Source organism: Methylobacterium sp. J-048 (genome assembly GCF_022829515.1).
In the GTDB taxonomy this organism is placed as follows: Bacteria; Pseudomonadota; Alphaproteobacteria; order Rhizobiales; family Beijerinckiaceae; genus Methylobacterium.
Genome location: NZ_JAKSYL010000157.1, coordinates 78542 through 98393, shown reverse-complemented (window position 1 = coordinate 98393; position 19852 = coordinate 78542). Strand labels below are relative to the sequence as shown.

At 67.7% G+C, this 19852-nt stretch carries 16 protein-coding genes and 1 pseudogene; 6 read left to right on the top strand and 11 right to left on the bottom strand.

Annotated elements, in window-relative coordinates:
• The first annotated feature begins 33 nt into the window (after positions 1 to 33).
• The 3 genes from MKL09_RS16005 (at position 34) to MKL09_RS15995 (ending at position 1493) form a co-directional block, all read left to right on the top strand.
• Positions 34 to 282, top strand: coding sequence for a hypothetical protein (locus tag MKL09_RS16005; RefSeq protein WP_244021657.1), 249 nt, complete (start codon positions 34 to 36; stop codon positions 280 to 282).
• Between the two features lie 5 nt (positions 283 to 287).
• Positions 288 to 509, top strand: coding sequence for a hypothetical protein (locus MKL09_RS16000; RefSeq protein ID WP_244021655.1), 222 nt, complete (start codon positions 288 to 290; stop codon positions 507 to 509).
• 96 nt (positions 510 to 605) lie between these two features.
• Positions 606 to 1493: a cation diffusion facilitator family transporter gene (locus tag MKL09_RS15995; RefSeq protein WP_244021653.1), complete on the top strand. Its 888-nt coding sequence runs from the start codon at positions 606 to 608 to the stop codon at positions 1491 to 1493.
• A 142-nt stretch (positions 1494 to 1635) separates the two neighbouring features.
• Here MKL09_RS15995 and MKL09_RS15990 read toward each other — a convergent pair whose 3' ends face one another.
• From MKL09_RS15990 to coxB, 10 genes and pseudogenes are all read right to left on the bottom strand, one after another.
• Positions 1636 to 2892 carry an SfnB family sulfur acquisition oxidoreductase gene (locus MKL09_RS15990; protein ID WP_244021651.1) on the bottom strand — a complete coding sequence of 419 codons (1257 nt, stop codon included), beginning with the start codon at positions 2890 to 2892 and terminating at the stop codon, positions 1636 to 1638.
• Between the two features lie 49 nt (positions 2893 to 2941).
• Positions 2942 to 4057: pseudogene (gene sfnG, locus MKL09_RS15985) on the bottom strand (dimethylsulfone monooxygenase SfnG).
• A 206-nt stretch (positions 4058 to 4263) separates the two neighbouring features.
• Positions 4264 to 5022, bottom strand: coding sequence for an SURF1 family protein (locus MKL09_RS15980; protein ID WP_244021649.1), 759 nt, complete (start codon positions 5020 to 5022; stop codon positions 4264 to 4266).
• Positions 5023 to 5030: 8 nt separating this feature from the next.
• Positions 5031 to 5438 carry a DUF983 domain-containing protein gene (locus tag MKL09_RS15975; RefSeq protein ID WP_279605900.1) on the bottom strand — a complete coding sequence of 136 codons (408 nt, stop codon included), beginning with the start codon at positions 5436 to 5438 and terminating at the stop codon, positions 5031 to 5033.
• A gap of 117 nt (positions 5439 to 5555) precedes the next feature.
• A complete protein-coding gene (locus tag MKL09_RS15970; protein WP_244021646.1) occupies positions 5556 to 6416 on the bottom strand; it encodes a cytochrome c oxidase subunit 3 in 861 nt (286 codons plus the stop codon).
• Positions 6417 to 6557: 141 nt separating this feature from the next.
• A complete protein-coding gene (locus tag MKL09_RS15965) occupies positions 6558 to 7169 on the bottom strand; it encodes a cytochrome c oxidase assembly protein (protein ID WP_244021644.1) in 612 nt (203 codons plus the stop codon).
• Positions 7170 to 7179: 10 nt separating this feature from the next.
• Complete coding sequence (locus MKL09_RS15960; protein ID WP_244021642.1) at positions 7180 to 7344, bottom strand: hypothetical protein; 165 nt, start codon at positions 7342 to 7344, stop codon at positions 7180 to 7182.
• 6 nt (positions 7345 to 7350) lie between these two features.
• Positions 7351 to 8298: a heme o synthase gene (locus tag MKL09_RS15955; RefSeq protein WP_244021640.1), complete on the bottom strand. Its 948-nt coding sequence runs from the start codon at positions 8296 to 8298 to the stop codon at positions 7351 to 7353.
• A gap of 203 nt (positions 8299 to 8501) precedes the next feature.
• A complete protein-coding gene (gene ctaD, locus MKL09_RS15950; protein WP_244021638.1) occupies positions 8502 to 10130 on the bottom strand; it encodes a cytochrome c oxidase subunit I in 1629 nt (542 codons plus the stop codon).
• A 50-nt stretch (positions 10131 to 10180) separates the two neighbouring features.
• Positions 10181 to 11020, bottom strand: a complete 840-nt coding sequence (gene coxB, locus MKL09_RS15945) for a cytochrome c oxidase subunit II (protein ID WP_244021637.1) — start codon at positions 11018 to 11020, stop codon at positions 10181 to 10183.
• Positions 11021 to 11318: 298 nt separating this feature from the next.
• On the opposite strand from coxB, the gene fdhD reads away from it, so the two are divergent.
• Positions 11319 to 12161: a formate dehydrogenase accessory sulfurtransferase FdhD gene (fdhD, locus tag MKL09_RS15940; protein ID WP_409566937.1), complete on the top strand. Its 843-nt coding sequence runs from the start codon at positions 11319 to 11321 to the stop codon at positions 12159 to 12161.
• 2 nt (positions 12162 to 12163) lie between these two features.
• Here the strand turns inward: fdhD and MKL09_RS15935 are convergent, their stop codons facing one another.
• Positions 12164 to 13030, bottom strand: a complete 867-nt coding sequence (locus tag MKL09_RS15935) for a hypothetical protein (RefSeq protein WP_244021635.1) — start codon at positions 13028 to 13030, stop codon at positions 12164 to 12166.
• 557 nt (positions 13031 to 13587) lie between these two features.
• On the opposite strand from MKL09_RS15935, the gene gltB reads away from it, so the two are divergent.
• Both gltB and MKL09_RS15925 read left to right on the top strand, forming a co-directional pair.
• On the top strand, positions 13588 to 18303 hold the full coding sequence (gltB, locus tag MKL09_RS15930) for a glutamate synthase large subunit (protein WP_244021633.1): 4716 nt from the start codon (positions 13588 to 13590) through the stop codon (positions 18301 to 18303).
• A gap of 101 nt (positions 18304 to 18404) precedes the next feature.
• Entirely contained in the window at positions 18405 to 19838 is a 1434-nt protein-coding gene (locus tag MKL09_RS15925; RefSeq protein WP_244021631.1) for a glutamate synthase subunit beta, read from the top strand.
• Positions 19839 to 19852 lie beyond the last annotated feature (14 nt).

Here is a 19852-nt window from a genome sequence, read left to right as displayed (position 1 = left end):
TCTCGCCTCACCGACGCGGGAGACGCCCGAACGATGTCCTGGTACGCCGTGCGACCCCGCGATGCAGCCGACCCGCGCTGGCCGCTGCCTGGCACCGAACAGATCGTTCTCAAGGCCGACGATCCGGCCGGCGCCCGATCCAAGTTCGAGGAGGCCTATCCGAGCGAGCCCTTCGGCAGCCCGGCCGTGCCGGTGCCGAATTCCGGGACCGGGAGCTTCCAAGGCGATGCGGACGCGCTGATCGTGGCCGAGACCGGCGAGCCGGCTTCCCCGCAGGACTGAGCACCATGGTCAGGACCAGCCGCCCCGCACGCGTGACCCTTGACGGACAGCTCGTCGGCTATTGGGACCGCGAGGCGGCGCGCCTGGAGACGATCGCGGCATCCACGCGCTTCGCGTGGCAGAAGCGCCGCTTCTTGCGCAAGGCCACGGAGGCGCGAGGCAAGGCCGAGCGGAGCCGCCAGCGCGAGGCAGCCCGCGACCCGGCGCCTCGGCCGAATGAGGCATAGCCGAAGCTAAGACTCATTCGGCAGCGTCGAAGCTTTGCCGTGGCCTGAGGCAAGCTGCATCCCGTATGGGCACGTCGTCTCGTGATCGGCGCACCCATGGACCGGACCCAGAAAGCAGCCCTCCTCAGCGCCGGCATCGGCCTCGTGGTGACCGGGCTCAAATTCTACGCGGCGTGGCTGACCAACAGCCTGGCGCTGTACTCGGACGCCCTCGAGAGCATCATCAACGTGGTCGCGGCGATCGGTGCATTCGTCGCGCTGCGGGTGGCGGCACGCCCCGCCGACGCGGAGCATCCCTACGGCCACCACAAGGCCGAATTCTTCTCGGCAGTGATCGAGGGGGCGCTCATCGTCGTCGCCGCGGTCCTGATCCTGCGGGAGGCCTATTTCGGCATGCTGGCCCCGAAGCCCCTCGACGCACCGGCCCTGGGCCTGGCGATCAACCTCGGGGCCGGCGCCATCAACGCCGCCTGGGCCTGGGCGCTGATGCGCTGGGGGCGGGCATGGCGCTCGCCGGCCCTGATCGCCGATGCGCGCCACGTCTTCGCCGACGTCGTAACATCCTGCGGCGTGCTCGTCGGCGTCGCTGCGGTCTGGCTGACCGGCTATCCGATCCTCGACCCGGCGGTGGCCGGCCTCGTCGCGCTCAACATCCTGTGGTCCGGCTTCCGGATGGTGCGCGAATCGGTCGACGGCCTGATGGATCGGGCTGCGCCGCCCGAAATGGTCTGTGAGATCCGCTCACTCATCTCCCGCCACGGGGAGGGCGCCCTGGAGGCCCATGACGTCCGGACCCGGTCGGCGGGCCAAGCGACGTTCATCGATTTCCACCTCGTGGTCCCGGGCAGCATGACCGTCGAGGCCTCGCACGCCATCTGCGACCGGCTGGAAAGCGCCCTGGAGACCACGATCCCCGGGGCGGTCGTCACGATCCATGTCGAGCCCGGCGAGGAGGCCAAGGCCCGCGGCCTGCCGGTTCTCTGATCCAGGCGGCAGTCGGTGGCGCACGCCAACCTCGGCCCGCAAGGGAAGCGGCGTCCCGGCATTCGAATCCGGGACGCTGCCACAGGCTTTAGGTCGATGGGTCTGCGCCTGAAACCCGGCAGTCGGACGTCAGGGGAAGCGTCTAGCTCCAGGCGTGGAACGGCGGCGCCACACCGTTCAGCGCGTGGTTGCCGATGATGGCGACCTTCCAGCGAACCGGGTCGTGCAGAGTGTGGGTCCGGGCATTGCGCCAGTGCCGGTCGAGATTCTCGGCGGCCAGCGTCGAGCGGGTGCCGGACAATTCGAAGAGCTTGTTGGAGGCGGCCAGAGCGACGTCCGTGGTCAGCACCTTTGCCTCGGCGACGGCGAGCTGCGCGGCGGCGACGCTCTCCGCATCCGGCTGTGCGACCGCGGCGTCGAGGGCGAGCCCAGCCTTGTCCAGCAGGGCTTCAGCCGCGTGCTGGCGAATGGTGAGGTCGCCGACCGCCTGGATCGTGTAGGGGTCGTCGGAGGCGCGCTCCTGCCCGCTATCGATCCAGGGCCGCGCCTTCTCGCGCACGAAGCGGATTGTGTCGTCCAAGGCCTCACGGCCGATGCCGGCATCGACCGCCGCCTGGATGATCTGGAAGATCGCCCCGTCCGCACTGGGCGCCTCGTAGCCCTTCCAGGCCGGCACCAGGTGGGTCTTCTCGACCCGGACATCCTCGATCAGCACCGTGCCGCTTGCGGTCCCGCGCTGGCCGAAGCTGGACCAGTCGTCGATCACCGTCAGCCCCGGTGCGTCCCGCTCGGCGATGGCGTACCAGGCCCGGCCCTCGGCATCGAGGGCGACGATCGGCACTAGATGCGCCAGCAGCGCCCCGGTCGCGTAGAATTTCTGGCCGCGCACGATCACGTGGTCGCCGTGATCGGTGAAGCGGGTGTCGAAATCGGCGGCGCGCTTGGTCCCCCGCTCGGAGAAGGCGTTGCCGAACCGTGTGCCTCGCAGGACCTCCCCGAACAGCAGCCGCTTCTGCGGTTCGTCCGAGACCGTCCGGATCGCCGCGACGATGCCGAGGTGATTCTGCGCGATCTGTCCGATCGCCGGGTCGGCGGCCGAGATGATCGCGATCACCTGCGCCAGGGTCTTGTAGGAGACCTCCGGGCCGCCATAGGCTCTGGGCACGTTGATCGACCACAGGCCGCTCTGGGAAAAGGCATCGAGCTCCGCCAGGGGCCGCGCATGGTTCCGGTCGCGCTCGGAGGCGCCCAGGCGGAAGTTTGCGGCAAGGCGATGGGCCACCGCCAGCGCCTCGGCATCGTCACGGATCACGTGGGCGGGGGAGGGCGGCCGCGCCAGGCCGGGAACGCCCTGGCGCGGCTGGGTTTCGAGCGTGCGCGCATCGACCGCGATGTTCATGGCTCACTCCGGAAGGGTAGGGGAACGTTTTGAGGTTTTGGGCGGCCCATCAGGCCGCCTCGGCGCGCTTCTCGCGCGCGGCTTCGAGCGCGCGGACCCGCGGGATCACGTGAGTGCCGAAATACGCGACCTCCTCCTGGAAATGCAGGAAGGCCAGGAGCGCGAGATCGGCCCCGGCATCCTTGAGCGCCAGGATCCGCTCGGCGATCTGGTCGGGTGTGCCGATCAGATTAGTCTTGAAGCCGTCATTGTACTGGACGAGGTCGGTGAAGCTGGATTTGGCCCAGTTGCCTTCACCCTCGGGCGAAGCCTTCCCGGCATTCTTCACCTCGTGGCCGAACGCCTTCACGGCGTCCGGATCGGCCTGGTCGATGATCTCCTGAAGGACGGCGCGGGCCTACTCCTCGGTGTCGCGGGCGATCACGAAGGCGTTCACGCCGATGCGCGGCCGGTTGCCGCTCTCGGCGGCCTTCGCGCGGATATCGTCGACCTGGGCGCGGATGTTCTCCGGCGTGTTGCCGTTGGTGAAGTACCAATCGGAGACGCGGGCCGCCATGTCGCGCGCCGCCCGGGACGAGCCGCCCTGAAAGATCTCCGGCAGCGGATCGGCCGGCTTCGGCTTCAGGGTGTAGTCCGTGTAGCGATAGAAATCGCCTCGGAAGGTGAAGTTGTCCTGCGTCCAGATCCCCCGCAGGCTGCGGATGAATTCTTCCGAGCGGCGGTAGCGCTCGTCGTGATCGAGCCAGGGCTCGCCGATCGCCCGGAACTCGCCCGAGAACCAGCCGGAAACGATGTTGACGGCGATCCGGCCGCCGGTGAGTTGCGAGATCGTCGCCACCTGCTTGGCCGCCAGGGTGGGATGCCACGGGCCGGGCAGCAGCGCGGCGATGACCTTGAGCCGGGTGGTCGCGGCCAGCAGCGCGTGGCTGAACGCCACCGATTCGTGCTGGTATTCGGCGCCGTAGCCCGCGGTGAAGCGGATCTGGGTCAGGGCGTAGTCGAAGCCAGATTCCTCGGCGATCTGTGCCAAGCGGCGGTTGTAATCGGCGTCCCAGCTCGTGCGCTGCGGGATCTTGCTGATCACCAGGCCGCCGGAGACGTTGGGCACCCAATAGGCAAAACGGATCGGATCAGGCGGCGTGTCTTCGACGAAACGGACGGTCATGGCGCGCTACCTCGTTCGCGCGGAGGCGTTGCTCCGCGGCGTCTTCGAAGGATCGCAGCAAACTGAATACAAGATGCAGACTTGCGCGACCACATAGGAACACGCAAAGTATTCCGGCTTGGCCGCGACAGGTCAAAGGAACGCGGTGCCGTTTTAAACCCAGCCCGGGCGGCATTCTTCTGCGCGGCCCGGTGTCGAATGCGAGTTTATTCTCGAACCGTGCGGACAGCGTCGGAATCGTGCAAGCGGCGATAGGCGAACGCGCCGAAGACACCGAGCAGGCAGGCCGCCAGGGCGAACCACGTGAACGCGTATTGCAGGTGGTTGTTAGGGATATCGACCTTCAGCTGGCCGCCGCGCGGCCACGTGGTCTGGCCCGGCACCGCATCCGCCTCGATCAGGTACGGCGCGGCTTCGGCGATCCCGCGCGCGGCGGCGATGCCGGCGACATCGCGGTTGAACCACTCGCCCCGCGTCGGATCCGCCTCCGGCACGAACAGGCCCCTCGCTTCGCTGGCGCGCAGGATGCCGGTCACGAGGGTCGTGCCCTCGATCAGGCCGTCCCGGCGATCGGCCTGCGCCTTCAGCTCGGTCGGCACGAAGCCGCGATTGATCAGGACCGTACCGCCCTCCGCCCGCAGCAGCGGCGTGATGACGTAGTAGCCCTGGAGCGCCCGGCCGGGCGTCTCACCGGCAGCCAGGCCGTGGACCAAGGTCTCGCGATCGTTGGCGAAGCGGCCGGCGACGCGCACGTGGCGGAACTCGTCGCGGGCCGGATCCCAGGACTCAGGCGCGGGCGGCGCCACCGGCTCGGCCCTGGTCTGCCGGACGATACGGGCGATCAGGTCTTCCTTCCAGGTCTTGCGCTCGATCTGCCAGACCCCGAGGCTGACCAGAATCGTCAACGCGATCAGGGACGCGAGGCCGGGCGCGATCAAGTCGCGCCAGGCAGCCGCGCGCGGCATGGTCCGGCTCACTGCTCGAAGCGTCCCTGCTCGGCCTTGTTGCTGTATTGGAGGGCGATCAGCATGCCCTTCAGGGGCCGGACCAGCATCAGGCTCAAGCCGATCGACAGGGTGCCGGCGACGAGCGCGTGGACCCAGATCGGCGGCTCGTAGGTGATCTCCAACCACAGGGCCAGGCCGACCACCAGCAAGCCGACGATGGACATCACGAAGAAGGCCGGCCCGTCCGCGGAATCGAAACTGGCGTAGTCGAGCCCGCAGGCCTCGCAGGACGGGCGCAGGGTCAGGTAGCCCTTGAACAGGTGGCCTTCGCCGCAGCGCGGACACCGGCCGCGCAGCCCCGTGGGGACAGGCGGCGGCTGCGGATAGGTTCGTTGGTCCACGTGAACACTCCAGACCGGCCCGGGAAGCCGCATATGCGGTGCTGCCCGGCCGTCCTTATCGATATGGGGATCCCATCGAGTCGAACACGAAAAAGGGCGGCCTGAGCCGCCCTTTCACAGACCCGCCATGCGGGGACGGGATGGCGGCGCTCAGTGAGCGGCGCCGTGGAAGACGCCCGAACCCCAGACGTAGATCGCGGCGAACAGGAACAGCCAGACCACGTCGACGAAGTGCCAGTACCAGGCGGCGAATTCGAAGCCGAGATGCTGGCGCGGGGTGAACTGGCCGGCATAGGCGCGGAACAGGCACACCGCCAGGAAGATGGTGCCGATGATGACGTGGGCGCCGTGGAAACCCGTCGCCATGAAGAAGGTCGACGAGTAGATGCTGCCCGCAAACGCGAATTCGGCGTGGCTGTACTCGTAGGCCTGGCAGGCGGTGAACAGCACGCCCAGGATGATCGTCAGCCACAGGCCGTATTTCAGGCCCTTGCGGTCGCCGTGGAGCAGGGCGTGGTGCGCCCAGGTCACGGTCGTGCCGGAGGTCAGCAGGATCAGCGTGTTGAGCAGGGGCAGATGCCAAGGATCGAACGCCTCGATGCCCTTGGGTGGCCAGACCCCGCCGGTGAACTCGACCCGGGAGGCCTGGATCGGGTCGGCGGTATAGAGCGCGGCCTCGAAATAGGCCCAGAACCACGCGACGAAGAACATCACCTCGGAGGCGATGAACATCATCATGCCGTAGCGGTGATGGAGCTGGACGACGCGGGTGTGATCGCCGGAATTGGCCTCGTGCGCCACGTCCTTCCACCAGGAGAACATGGTGTAGAGCACGCCGATGGCGCCGACGCCGAAGATGTAGGGCCCCGGGGTCAGGGTGCCGATCTGGAGGCTCTTCATCCAGAACACGGCGCCGAAGGCCATCAGGAAGCCCGAGAAGGCCCCGATCAGCGGCCACGGACTCGGGCTCAGAATATGGAAATCGTGATTCTTGGCGTGCGCCTCGGCCATCGTCCCGTCGCTCCTCACCCTGACGCCCCGCGCCGTTCCCGGCATCCGGCCTAATCGCTCTTGGCCGGGCGCCGGATAGAAAGCGCCCAAGCTTGTCCGCACACTTAGTCGGTGCCGACCTCTGTTGTCACGCATTCGCGATCAGAAATCGCGCTTCGTGCCCGATGCCCCTGTGGTCGCGACCGCCGCAGTGACCGGCTGGCCGTTCTTCGAGGCGAAATAGGTGTAGGACAGCGTCATCTCCGAGAGATGCGCGGTGTTCGAATCGTCCCGCACGGCCGGGTCGACGTAGAAGACCACCGGCACGTCCAGCGTCTCGCCCGGCTGCAGCGTCTGCTCGTTGAAGCAGAAGCAGGCGATCTTGACGAAGTAGCCGCCCATCAGGCCGGGCTGGACATTGAAGGTCGCCACGCCCGTGGACGGCTTGGTTCCGGTGTTCTGGACCCGGAAGAAGACCGTCTTGGTCTCACCGAGTTTCGCCTCGACGGTGTTCGCCTCGGGGGCGAACTTCCAGGGCAGGCCCGGCGCGACATTGGTGTCGAAATGCACCACCATGCTGTCGTCGGTGCGCGCGGCCGCTGCCGTCAGGGCCGGCCCCTGGCGGGGCGTGCCGTCATAGCCGGTCGCCTTGCAGAAGGCGTCGTAGAGCGGCACCGACGCGAAGGCGAGGCCGATCATGCCGACCGCCAGGCCGGCGCAGGCGATGGCCGTCCGTCTGGCGCCGCTGGTGGGATCGGGACGGGATGCGCTCACCGGGGCCTCCTCAAAGCGGACGGCTGAGGATCTGCGGGCCGAGCTTGACGATCGTCAGCACGAAGAACAGCAGCACCCAGGCCCCCAAGGCCAGAGCGATCGCGATCGAACGCTTCCGGCGGCGCGCTTCTTCCTGGGGCGTGAGCTGGCGATACGGGACCTCTGGATCCGGCATGGCGGTTCAGACCAGCGGCCGAAACAGGCCGAAGCTCTGCTCGGCGAGCAACGCCGAGAACAGCGCGAACAGGTAGAGGATCGAGAAGCCGAACATGCCCATGGCGGCGCGCTTCTCGGCCTCGCCCTCGCGGTTCTTCAGGACGCGGACGCTGAAGGCCAGCATGCCGAGGCCGCCGACCACGCCGATCACCGCGTAGAGCAGGCCGCCGAAGCCGAGGGCCACCGGCACGAGGCCGAGCGGCGCCAGGAACACGGAGTACCAGACGATCTGCCGGCGGGTGGAGGCGGGGCCGGCGACGTTGGGCATCATCGGGATGCCGGCGCGGGCATATTCCTCGGCCTTGATCAGGGCCAGCGCCCAGAAATGCGGCGGCGTCCAGATGAAGATGATCGCGAACAGGACCAGGGACTCGATCCCGACCGAGCCGGAGACCACCGCCTGGCCGATCACCGGCGGCAGGGCGCCGGCGGCGCCGCCGATGACGATGTTCTGGGCGGTCGCCCGCTTCAGCCACATCGAGTAGATCACCGCGTAGAACACGATGGTGAAGGCCAGCAGCCCGGCGGCGAGCCAGTTCGCGGCCAAGCCCAACACCAGAACGGACGCCACCGACAGGAACAGCCCGAAGCCGAGCGCCTCTTCGGAGGAAATCCGGCCGGCCGGGATCGGGCGCTGCGCCGTCCGGGTCATCACGGCGTCGATATCCGCGTCCCACCACATGTTGAGGCAACCGGAGGCGCCGGCCCCGACCGCGATGGCCAGCAGCGAGATCACGCCGATCGCCGGCTGGACGTGACCATGCGAGACGACCATTCCGACCAGGGCGGTGAAGATGACGAGGACCATGACCCGCGGCTTAAGCAGCGCGAAATAGTCCGGCACGTCGCCGCCGACGGCCGTGAAGGCCGGGGCGGGGACGTCCGGTCCGATCGTGTTCGTCAGGCTCGTCATCGCGTCTGCCGCTGTTGGTCCCGGCGCCCGGCCACGCGCGTCACGGCCGGGTCGCGTTTCGAAATCGATTAGTTCCAAGGGAAGGCGCGAGCGGAACACGCAGCCCGTGCGGTTCGCCCATCTTCATCGCCCTTGCCGGGAAGTCGCCGTCGCGGCTTCCTGGGAAGGGCGAGGGCCGCGGATGCGGCCCTCGCAGATGTGGATCAGTGCGCGCCCGGCTCGTCGACGATGCGGGGCAGCGTCTCGAACTGGTGGAATGGCGGCGGGGAGGGGAGCGTCCACTCGAGAGTGGTCGCGCCTTCACCCCACGGGTTGTCCGCTGCCCGCTCCTTGGACCGGAAGGCCAGCACGACGCCGATCACGAAGACGAACATGCTGAGGCCGAAGATGTGGCCGCCGTAGGTCGAGACCCTGTGCCAGGCCGCGAAGGCGTCCGGGTAGTCGGCGTAACGACGCGGCATGCCGGCCAGCCCGAGGAAGTGCATCGGGAAGAACAGGACGTTGGCGCCGATGAAGGCCAGCCAGAAGTGCAGCTTGCCGGCCCATTCCGGGATGATGTGCCCGGTCATCTTCGGGAACCAATAGTAGATACCGGCGAAGATGATGAACACCGCACCCAGCGACAGCACGTAGTGGAAGTGTGCCACGACGTAGTAGGTGTCGTGCAGGTACTTATCGACCGCGGAGTTCGCCAGCACCACGCCGGTCACGCCGCCGACGGTGAACAGAAAGATGAAGCCCACCGCCCAGTGCATCGCGGCGGTGAAGCGGATCGAGCCGCCCCACATCGTGGCAATCCAGGAGAAGATCTTCACGCCCGTGGGAACCGCGATCACCATGGTGGCGAACACGAAGTAGGACTGCGTCTGCAGGGACAAGCCGACCGTGTACATGTGGTGGGCCCACACGACGAAGCCGACGACGCCGATCGCCACCATCGCGTAGGCCATCGCGAGGTAGCCGAAGACCGGCTTGCGCGAGAAGGTCGAGATGATGTGCGAGACGATGCCGAAGGCCGGCAGGATCATGATGTACACTTCGGGGTGACCGAAGAACCAGAACAGGTGCTGATACAGGATCGGGTCACCGCCGCCGGCCGGGTCGAAGAAGGTCGTGCCGAAGTTGCGGTCGGTGAGCAGCATCGTGATGGCGCCCGCCAGCACCGGCAGCGACAGCAGCAGCAGGAAGGCGGTGACCAGCTCGGCCCAGGCGAAGAGCGGCATCTTGTGCAGCGTCATGCCCGGGGCGCGCATGTTCAGGATCGTGGTGATGAAGTTGATCGCCCCGAGGATCGAGCCCGCTCCCGACAGGTGCAGGGCGAAGATCGCGAAGTCGACGGCCGGGCCGGGATGGCCGGCGGTGGAGAGCGGCGGGTAGACGGTCCAGCCGGTGCCGGCGCCGGACGCGCCCGGAGCGCCTTCGACGAACAGCGAGCACAGCAGGGAGCAGAAGCCCGCCACCGTGAGCCAGAACGAGATGTTGTTCATGCGCGGGAACGCCATATCGGGCGCGCCGATCATGAGGGGCACGAACCAGTTGCCGAAGCCGCCGATCAGGGCCGGCATCACCATGAAGAACACCATGATGAGGCCGTGGCCGGTGACGAACACGTTGTAGGTCGCCGGATTCGAGAAGTACTGCAGCCCCGGCTGCTCCATCTCCATCCGGATGCCGAAGGAGAGGAACGCGCCGATCATGCCGGCGCAGAAGGCGAAGAGTAGGTAGAGGGTGCCGATGTCCTTGTGGTTCGTCGACAGGAACCACCGGGCGAAGAACGACGGCTTGTGGTCGTGGACCTCGTGGGCCTCGGCATGGGCTGCGGCTGTAGCCATGGATTCGGGTGCCTTGTGGATCTGACGGGTTCTGTTCGGTCAGCCGGAGCTCAGCGCGCCTCGGCGAAGCTCGTGCCGGTGTCGATGCGGGCGTACTTGGTCTTGGCTTCCTTCAGCCAGTCGGCGTAGGCCTGCTCGCTGACCACGCGCACGACGATCGGCATGTAGGCGTGGCGCTGGCCGCAGAGCTCCGAGCACTGGCCGTGGAAGGTGCCTTCCTTGTCGGCCCGGAACCACATCTGGTTCAGGCGGCCCGGCACGGCGTCGATCTTGAAGCCGAAGGCCGGCATCGCCCAGGAATGCAGCACGTCCGCCGCCGTGACCTGGATCTTCACGATCTTGCCCAGCGGCACGACCATCTCGTTGTCCGTCTGCAGCAGGCGGGGCTGCTTGTCCTCGTCGATGTTGGCATCGAAGGTGAAGCCGCCGCCGGCTTCGGTCTGCGGATACTCGTAGGACCAGTACCAGGCGTGGCCGATGACCTTCACGATCATGTCGGCCTTCGGATCCGCAAGCTGCGTGCGCAGCAGACGGAAGGACGGGATCGCGACGGCGACCAGGATCAGCACCGGCACGATGGTCCAGGCGATCTCGATGGCGGTGTTGTGGGTGGTACGCGAGGGGGTCGGGTTGGTCTTCTCGTTGAAGCGGAAGACGCACCAGAGAATCAGGCCGAGCACGAAGACCGAGATCACCAGCGAGAGCCAATGCAGGCCGATCTCGAAGCTGAGGATGTCGCGCGCGTTCTCGGTGACCGGGATCTGCCGGCTCATCTCCCACGGCACCGGCTGTCCGAAGCCGGCGGCGAGCGCACCGGAAGTCGAGCTGAGCAAAGCGCCGAGGGCGGCGAGGCTCCAGGGTGATCGGGTGATCGTCCGCACCGTCCGCATCTGCCTCTCGTTGCTCCCCTGCGATTTGCTTTCCCGGCGGCCTTTCCCGTCTTGACTGAGCGCGGGATGGTGCCGACGTGACGGACTGCCAGTTGTGTTACCCGGCGTGTATCCGATCGCGGCTTCAGATCACAAGGGCGTTCGAGGTGCAACCGCACAAGCGTCGCAGCGCGCAATTTCAGGCTCTTTCAGAGGTGGTCGAGGCGGTTTCGTCCGGACCTTTCGCCGCCTTCGAGTCTGTTCTGGCGTTCCGGGTGCGTTGGGGCGGAGGTTCTATCGGATCCCGTCGGAGCATTGGATGTTGACGAAACCCGTGGACCGATCATCTGAGCTGCCGCCTCGCGCGGTCCGAGCCCCGATGCGGGTGGTCGCCTACACGGCCTCCGAGCCTCTGCCCGGCACGCGCTCGCTCGCAGTCGAGGCGCCGGTCAACCTCGTCTACGGCAGCGTGCCGCATGCGGTGATGATGGCGACGCCCGCCGATCTCGACGACTTCGCCTACGGCTTCAGCCTGACGGAGGGGATCATCGAATCTGCCGCCGAGATCCGAGGGACGCGGGTCGAGGTCGGGCCGGACGGGCTGCGCCTGCATGTCGAGCTGGCCCCCGGCCGCCTGCGGGAGCATCTGGCGCGCAAGCGCGCGATCAGCGGCCGGACCGGCTGCGGTGTCTGCGGGATCGAGGATCTGACCGAGCTGCCCCGGGCCGAGATGCGGGACGCGCCGGACATGCGGGTGGCGCTTCCCGCGATCGCCGAGGCGCTGAGGGGCCTCGATGCCGCGCAGGTCTTGGGCGCCGAGACCCGGGCGGTTCACGCTGCCGCCTGGGCCCGGCTCGACGGCACGCTTGTCGCGGTGCGCGAGGATGTCGGCCGGCACAATGCCTTGGACAAATTGATCGGCGCGCTGATGCGGGCCGGCACCGACCCCGCCCACGGCTTCCTGGTGATCACCAGCCGCTGCTCGTTCGAGATGGTCGAGAAAGCCGCGCGCCTCGGCGCCGCGGTTATCGTAGCGATCTCGGCCCCGACCTCCCTGGCGCTGGAGCGCGCGAAGGCGCACGGGATCACGCTCTGTGCCATCGCACGCTCGGACACGGTGACCGTCTTCACCGGGGCCGAGCGGCTGATTTCGGGAACGTAGCGCTACTGCGCGGCCGCCGGTTCTTTCTCGGACGGGCCGGGGACGATCGTAGCGCCGCCGATGATTCGCACCGGCTTCTTGTCCGGCGGCGGGTCCTTCCAATCCTGTGCCGCAGGCTTGGGCGCCTCGGCGACGGCGCCACCTGCGGGTCTGGCAGGGGCGGCATTCGTCGGCGCGGCGGTCGCGGGCGGCGTCTTCTCGATGGCGGCCGACTTGGTGTCCGGCTTGGCATCGGCTGCGGAGTCCGCCTTGGCCGCGTCCACAGGGGCGACCTTCGGGGCTGGCGCCTCCGGAACGGTGCGAAGCGCCGGCTTCAGCTCGGGCTGGCGGCCAGGCTGGGCCGCGCGGGCGACCTTGCGCGGCGCTTCGGGGCGGGCACGGCCGTCGGGATTCAGACCGTCGGGATTGGCTTCCGGGCGCAGGGCCTCGGGATTGGCACGGCGCAGCGGACGCGCAGCCGGCGCCGGGACATCGTCCGGCGTCGCCGGCCGCAGGAGACGCCGCGGGGCCGCGTCCTCCTCGGTCCAGCCGAAGCCGGGGGCGGGCCGCTCGAGCCTCGCATAGGTTTCCGGGGCGCCGAGCCGCTGGCGTCCGACGATCGCGCCCGCGGCCGGATCGACGAACAGCCGGACCGGAACGCCTGTGGGGCTGACGGCATCGACGACGTAGACGCGCCCGTCGAAGCGTGGGCGGCTCATCCCGCTGAAGCCGCGGTCGGCCAGGCGCCACGCGACGACGCGCGGCGGCAGGATGTCTTCCTCGAAGGCGAATTGCGCGCTGGCGACGTTGCAGAGACCCAGCACTGCGGCGCCGGACAGGAGCACCGCTGCTAGGGCACGCGTCGTTGCGCGCCGTGCGCGGCCAGCCATACTGTTCTCGATCATCACTCTGATGCGTTCCCGTCTTGGAGACCCGGCAGAGTAACCGGTCCCGGCATGGTCTGGGCTGGTTTGCCCAGACCTCGACCATGCCGGCGAGGTCGTTGCCCCGCATGCCGCTTGTGCTCGGCAAAGCCCGTAGACCGCGTGATTCGGGCGAGATTGCGGAAGAGACTGATTAACAGCGGTTTAAGCCAAGTCGCCGATGTCGCGCCCGCGTCCTCGCGCGCTCCCTTGCTGAAACGGTTTCAATCTGCCAATTTCGCTACTTAGGACAGTAGAACTGTCCCATCGGCCGCGCATACCGATCGTCGCCGTCTCGCGCGCCAGCGCGAAATCCGGCAGACGGTCTCGAGCGCGCCAGCGCGCCGCTCCTGGAGCGGTCCGGGTTCTCGATGAACGAAGGTCGACGGGCACGTCTCTCTGGGGACCGACCGGATCGCCTGCGGCATCGAGTCAGGGCGTCGGGCGGTTACGGCTTGCGGGCATGAAACATGCTGGCTGGTCCACCGACGGCGGAGGGGATCGAGGGAAGGACGAGGCGAAGCATGGCCCAGCGCGGACCCACCGACGAGTTTGCTGCTTCCGAGTTCCAGGCTGCCGCCCCGCGCGGCGGCGCGATGCCGCTCACGGTGCGTGATCCCGCCCTGCCCAAAGCCCAGGGCGCCTATGATCCGGCGAACGAGCGCGATGCCTGCGGCGTCGGCTTCATCGCCGACATGCATGACCGCCGGACCCATGCCATCGTCCAGCAGGGCCTGAAGATCCTCGAGAATCTCGACCATCGCGGCGCGGTGGGCGCGGATCCGAAGATGGGCGACGGCTGCGGCATCCTCACCCAGATCCCGCACGGCTTTTTCTCGGATGAGTGCTCGCGTCTCGGCTTCGAGCTGCCGCCGGCGGGGCAATACGCCATCGGTCAGTTCTTCATGCCCAAAGCTGAGGAACCCCGGGCGATCATCCAGGGCATCATCGAATCGGCTCTGGCGGCCGAAGGTCTGCCGCTGCTCGGCTGGCGCGACGTGCCGGTCGATCCCGAGGATCTGGGCGTGGCCGTGAAGGCAACCGAGCCGCATCACCGGCAGGTGTTCATCGGCCGGCCCGGCTCGGTCTCCGATCAGGACACGTTCGAGCGGCGTGTCTTCGTCGCCCGCAAGGTGATCTCCAACAAGGTCTACGCCCTCGACGACCCGCGGGTGAAGGAGTTCTACCCGGTCTCGGTCTCGACCCGGACGATCGTCTACAAGGGCATGGTGCTGGTCACCCAGATCGGCGACTACTTCCTCGACCTGAAGGACGAGCGCTTCGTCTCGGCGATCGCCCTGGTCCACCAGCGCTTCGCCACCAACACCTTCCCGACCTGGCGGCTGTCGCACCCGTACCGGATGGTCGCCCATAACGGCGAGATCAACACGCTGCGCGGCAACGTCAACTGGATGGCGGCCCGGCAAGCCAGCGTCGATTCGGACCTGTTCGGCAACGACATCTCGAAGCTCTGGCCGATCTCCTACGAGGGTCAGTCCGACACCGCCTGCTTCGACAACGCCCTCGAGTTCCTGGTGCAGGGCGGCTACCCGCTCGCGCATGCCATGATGATGCTGATCCCGGAGGCCTGGGCCGGTAATCCGCTGATGAGCGAGGAGCGGCGCGCCTTCTACGAGTACCACGCCGCCCTGATGGAGCCGTGGGACGGACCCGCGGCCGTGGCCTTCACCGATGGTCGCCAGATCGGCGCCACCCTGGACCGCAACGGCCTGCGTCCGGCCCGCTACATCGTCACGGATGACGGGCTCGTCGTGCTCGCCTCCGAGATGGGCACGCTGCCGATCCCGGACGAGAAGATCGTCCAGTCCTGGCGCCTGCAGCCGGGCCGGATGCTGCTGATCGATCTGCAGAAGGGCCGGATCGTCTCCGACGAGGAGATCAAGGGCGAGCTCGCCGCCGCACATCCCTATGCGGACTGGGTCAAGAACACCCAGATCGTGCTGGAGGATCTCAAGCCCGTCGTGGCGCGGGAATCGCGCTCGGACGTGAGCCTGCTCGATCGCCAGCAGGCCTTCGGCTACACGCAGGAAGACCTCAAGCTGCTGATGCAGCCCATGGCCGTGACCGGCCAGGAGGCGGTCGGCTCAATGGGCACGGACACGCCGCTCTCGGCGCTCTCCGACAAATCCAAGCTGCTCTACACCTACTTCAAGCAGAACTTCGCGCAGGTCACCAACCCGCCGATCGACCCGATCCGGGAAGAGGCGGTAATGAGCCTTGTCTCGTTCATCGGGCCGCGGCCGAACCTGCTCGACATGGAAGGCGCGTCCCGGCGCAAGCGCCTGGAGGTCCGCCAGCCGATCCTCACCAACGGCGACCTGGAGAAGATCCGCTCGATCGGCCATTTCGAGGATCGGTTCGACACCAAGACCCTCGACGTGACCTATCCGGCCGAAATGGGCGCGCAGGCCATGAACGGGGCGCTCGACCGCCTCTGCGACCGCGCCGAGGCGGCGGTGCGCGGCGGCTATAACATCATCGTGCTGACCGACCGCGCCATAGGACCGGACCGGGTCCCGATCCCGGCGCTTCTGGCCACCGCGGCGGTGCATAACTATCTGATCCGGAAGGGGCTTCGCACATCGGTCGGCCTCGTGGTCGAATCCGGTGAGCCGCGGGAGGTGCACCATTTCGCCTGCCTGGCCGGCTACGGCGCCGAGGCGATCAATCCGTATCTCGCCTTCGAGACGCTGCTGGCGATGAAGAACGAGTTCCCGCCGGACCTCACCGACGACGAGATCATCTACCGGTACATCAAGGCGATCGATAAGGGTCTGCTGAAGGTTATGTCCAAGATGGGCATCTCGACCTACCAGTCCTATTGCGGCGCGCAGATCTTCGACGCGGTCGGCTTGAACTCGTCCTTCGTCAGCCGCGACTTCTTCGGCACCGCCACGACCATCGAAGGCGTCGGCATGGCCGAGGTCGCCGAGGAGACGGTCAGCCGTCACCGCGATGCCTTCGGCGACGCGCCGATCTACCGCAACGCCCTCGATGTCGGCGGCGAATACGCCTATCGGCTCCGCGGCGAGGCCCATACCTGGGCGCCCGACACGATCGCGACGCTCCAGCACGCGGTGCGCCTCAACGTGCCCGAGCGCTACCGCGAATACGCCGCTCTGGTGAACCGGCAGGAGAACCATCTCAAGACCTTGCGCGGGCTGTTCCGTCTCAAGAGCGCGACGGAGCTCGGCCGCGAGCCGGTGCCGCTGGATTCGGTCGAGCCGGCCTCCGAGATCGTCAAGCGCTTCGCCACCGGGGCGATGTCGTATGGCTCGATTTCGAAGGAGGCTCACGAGACCCTCGCCATTGCGCTGAATTCCTTCGGCGGGCGGTCCAATTCCGGCGAAGGCGGCGAAGAGGTCGAGCGGTTCAAGCCGCTGCCGGACGGGCGCTCGCGCCGGTCCGCGATCAAGCAGGTCGCCTCGGGTCGCTTCGGCGTCACGACGGAATACCTCGTGAATTCCGACATGATGCAGATCAAGGTCGCGCAGGGCGCCAAGCCCGGCGAGGGCGGCCAGCTGCCCGGCCACAAGGTCGACGCCAAGATCGCCAAGGTCCGCTACGCCACCCCGGGCGTCGGCCTGATCTCGCCGCCGCCGCATCACGACATCTACTCGATCGAGGATCTGGCCCAGCTGATCTTTGACCTGAAGAACGTGAACCCGTCGGCCGACGTGTCGGTGAAGCTCGTCTCCGAGGTCGGGGTCGGCACCGTGGCGGCGGGCGTCGCCAAGGCGCGGGCCGATCACATCACGATCTCGGGCTATGACGGCGGCACCGGCGCCGCGCCGCTGACCTCGCTCAAGCACGCGGGCGGCCCGTGGGAGACCGGCTTGGCCGAGACCCAGCAGACGCTGGTGCTCAACGGCCTGCGCGGGCGCGTCGCCCTCCAGGCCGATGGCGGCATCCGGACCGGGCGTGACGTCGTCATCGCGGCCCTGCTCGGCGCCGACCAGATGGGCTTCTCGACCGCGCCGCTCATCGCAGCCGGCTGCATCATGATGCGCAAGTGCCATCTCAACACCTGCCCGGTGGGCGTGGCCACGCAGGATCCGGTTCTGCGCAAGCGCTTCAAGGGCACGCCCGAGCACGTGGTGAACTACTTCTTCTTCGTGGCCGAGGAGGTGCGCGAGATCCTGGCCTCGCTCGGCTTCACCAAGCTGGAGGAGGCGGTCGGCCGCTCGGACGTGCTCGACAAGGTGGAGGCCATCGCCCACTGGAAGGCGCGCGGGCTCGACTTCACCAAGCTGTTCCACCGCCCGAAGGTGGCGGACGGCATCGCCATCCGGCACGTGGAGAAGCAGCACCATCCGATCGACACGGTGCTCGACCGGCGCCTGATCGAGCGGGCCAAGCACGCCATCGAGACCGGCGAGCCGGTGGTTGTCACCGACACGATCCGCAACTCGGACCGGGCCGCGGGTGCGATGCTGTCGGGCATGGTCGCCAAGGCGCATGGCCACGAGGGGCTGCCGGACGACACCATCGTGGTGAAGCTGTCCGGCACCGCCGGCCAGAGCTTCGGCGCCTGGGTCGCGGCCGGCGTCACCATCGAGCTGACCGGCCACGGCAACGACTACGTCGGCAAGGGCCTGTCGGGCGGCAAGCTGATCATCCGGCCGAGCGACGCCCTGCGGTCGCCCCCGGACCGGACCATCATGGTCGGCAACACCGTGCTGTACGGGGCGATCGCCGGCGAGTGCTACATCCGCGGTTCCGCGGGCGAGCGCTTCGCGGTGCGCAACTCCGGCGCGATCACGGTGGTCGAGGGCATGGGCGACCACGGCTGCGAGTACATGACCGGCGGCGTCGTGGTCTCGATCGGCGAGACCGGGCGCAACTTCGCGGCCGGCATGTCGGGCGGCATCGCCTATGTGCTGGACGAGGACGGTTCGTTTTCGGCTCGGTGCAACCTGTCGATGGTCGATCTCGAGCCCGTCGAGGAGGAGGACGACCTGATGCGCCGCTTCCACCAGGACGGCGACCTGGAGACCAAGGGGCGTGTCGACATCCTGGCCGACATGTCCGGCCACGACGAGGAGCGCCTCAGCCAGCTGATCACCAACCATCTCAAATATACGGGCAGCCCGCGGGCGAAGCAGATCCTGGACGACTGGGCGAGCTTCCGCACCAAGTTCGTCAAGGTGATGCCGGTGGAATACCGCCGCGCCCTGCGCGAGATGGAGATGGCCCGGATGCCGGTGGCCGCGGAGTAGAGTTCTCGGTATCGGCACCCGAGCGACACGGGTGCCGATTGCGGAATGAAGGTCTCATAGGCTGCAGCATCGGTCGATCTGCGGGCCTCAAGGGTTGATCGATGGGCAAGATCACGGGTTTCCTCGAGTTCGACCGGCAGGAGCAGAAGTATCAGCTCGCGGCCGATCGCGTGCGGCACTTCCGCGAGTTTACCCTGCCGCTCGACGAGCACGACCTAACCAAACAGGCGGCACGCTGCATGGATTGCGGCATTCCGTTCTGCCATGGCCCGACCGGCTGCCCGGTCCACAACCAGATTCCGGACTGGAACGACCTCGTGTTCCAGTCGGATTGGGAGGAGGCGTCGCGCAACCTCCATTCCACCAACAACTTCCCGGAATTTACCGGCCGCGTCTGCCCGGCACCTTGCGAGGAGGCGTGCACGCTCAACCTCGAGAACCAGCCGGTCGCCATCAAGACGATCGAACAGGCCATCGCCGACCGTGCCTGGAACATGGGCTGGATCAAGCCCGAGGCGGCCTCCGTGCGCACCGGCAAGCGCGTGGCGATCGTTGGCTCCGGGCCGGCCGGTCTCGCGGCGGCCCAGCAGCTCGCCCGGGTCGGCCACGACGTCCATGTGTTCGAGCGCGAGCCGAAGGCCGGCGGCCTGCTCCGCTACGGCATCCCCGACTTCAAGATGGAGAAGCGCCACATCGACCGCCGCGTGCGGCAGATGGAGGCCGAGGGCGTCGTCTTCCACTACAGCCAGAATATCGGCGTGACGAAGCCGGTGGACGAGCTGAAGGCTGAGTTCGACGCCGTGATGTTCTGCGGCGGCGCGGAGGATCCCCGGAACCCGCAGCTCCCCGGTCAGGAACTGGAGGGCGTCCATTACGCGATGCCCTACCTGATCCAGTCGAACCGGCGCGTCGCCGCGGAGCCGATGCGCGGCAACGGCGAGTCCCCGATCCTGGCCTCGGGCAAGAACGTCGTTGTGATCGGCGGCGGTGACACGGCCTCCGACTGCGTCGGCACCGCGTTCCGCCAGGGCGCCCTGTCGGTGACGCAGCTCGATATCCGGCCCCGGCCGCCCGAGCGCGAGGACAAGCTGACGGTGTGGCCGTACTGGCCGACCAAGATGCGGACCTCGTCCAGCCAGGCGGAAGGTGCCGAGCGCGAGTTCCAGGCGGCGACGCTGCGGCTCGACGGCAACAAGAAGGGCCGGCTGACCGGCGTGGTCTGTGCCCGGGTCGACGCCAAGCGTCAGCCGATTCCCGGCAGCGAGTTCATCCTGCCGGCCGATCTGGTGTTCATGGCGATCGGCTTCGCCGGCTCGGTGCAGAAGGGCCTTCTCGAACAATCCGGCATCAGCGTGAGCAAGCGCGGAAACGTCGAGGCGAACGAGGAGGATTATCGCACTTCGGACGAGAAGATCTGGAGCGCCGGCGATATGCGCCGTGGGCAGTCCCTGGTGGTCTGGGCGATCCGCGAGGGCCGCCAAGCCGCGCGCGCCATCGACGAGACCCTGATGGGCGCGAGCGTCCTGCCGCGATAACCGGCCTCGATCCA

Excerpts from the sequence above, each read along its gene's own strand:
- MKL09_RS16005 (WP_244021657.1), top strand. The coding sequence starts at position 34 with ATGTCCTGGTACGCCGTGCGACCCCGCGATGCAGCCGACCCGCGCTGG.
- MKL09_RS16000 (WP_244021655.1), top strand. The coding sequence starts at position 288 with ATGGTCAGGACCAGCCGCCCCGCACGCGTGACCCTTGACGGACAGCTC.
- MKL09_RS15995 (WP_244021653.1), top strand. The coding sequence starts at position 606 with ATGGACCGGACCCAGAAAGCAGCCCTCCTCAGCGCCGGCATCGGCCTC.
- MKL09_RS15990 (WP_244021651.1), bottom strand. The coding sequence starts at position 2,892 with ATGAACATCGCGGTCGATGCGCGCACGCTCGAAACCCAGCCGCGCCAG.
- MKL09_RS15980 (WP_244021649.1), bottom strand. The coding sequence starts at position 5,022 with ATGCCGCGCGCGGCTGCCTGGCGCGACTTGATCGCGCCCGGCCTCGCG.
- MKL09_RS15975 (WP_279605900.1), bottom strand. The coding sequence starts at position 5,438 with ATGCGGCTTCCCGGGCCGGTCTGGAGTGTTCACGTGGACCAACGAACC.
- MKL09_RS15970 (WP_244021646.1), bottom strand. The coding sequence starts at position 6,416 with ATGGCCGAGGCGCACGCCAAGAATCACGATTTCCATATTCTGAGCCCG.
- MKL09_RS15960 (WP_244021642.1), bottom strand. The coding sequence starts at position 7,344 with ATGCCGGATCCAGAGGTCCCGTATCGCCAGCTCACGCCCCAGGAAGAA.
- MKL09_RS15955 (WP_244021640.1), bottom strand. The coding sequence starts at position 8,298 with ATGACGAGCCTGACGAACACGATCGGACCGGACGTCCCCGCCCCGGCC.
- ctaD (WP_244021638.1), bottom strand. The coding sequence starts at position 10,130 with ATGGCTACAGCCGCAGCCCATGCCGAGGCCCACGAGGTCCACGACCAC.
- coxB (WP_244021637.1), bottom strand. The coding sequence starts at position 11,020 with ATGCGGACGGTGCGGACGATCACCCGATCACCCTGGAGCCTCGCCGCC.
- fdhD (WP_409566937.1), top strand. The coding sequence starts at position 11,319 with ATGTTGACGAAACCCGTGGACCGATCATCTGAGCTGCCGCCTCGCGCG.
- MKL09_RS15935 (WP_244021635.1), bottom strand. The coding sequence starts at position 13,030 with ATGGCTGGCCGCGCACGGCGCGCAACGACGCGTGCCCTAGCAGCGGTG.
- gltB (WP_244021633.1), top strand. The coding sequence starts at position 13,588 with ATGGCCCAGCGCGGACCCACCGACGAGTTTGCTGCTTCCGAGTTCCAG.
- MKL09_RS15925 (WP_244021631.1), top strand. The coding sequence starts at position 18,405 with ATGGGCAAGATCACGGGTTTCCTCGAGTTCGACCGGCAGGAGCAGAAG.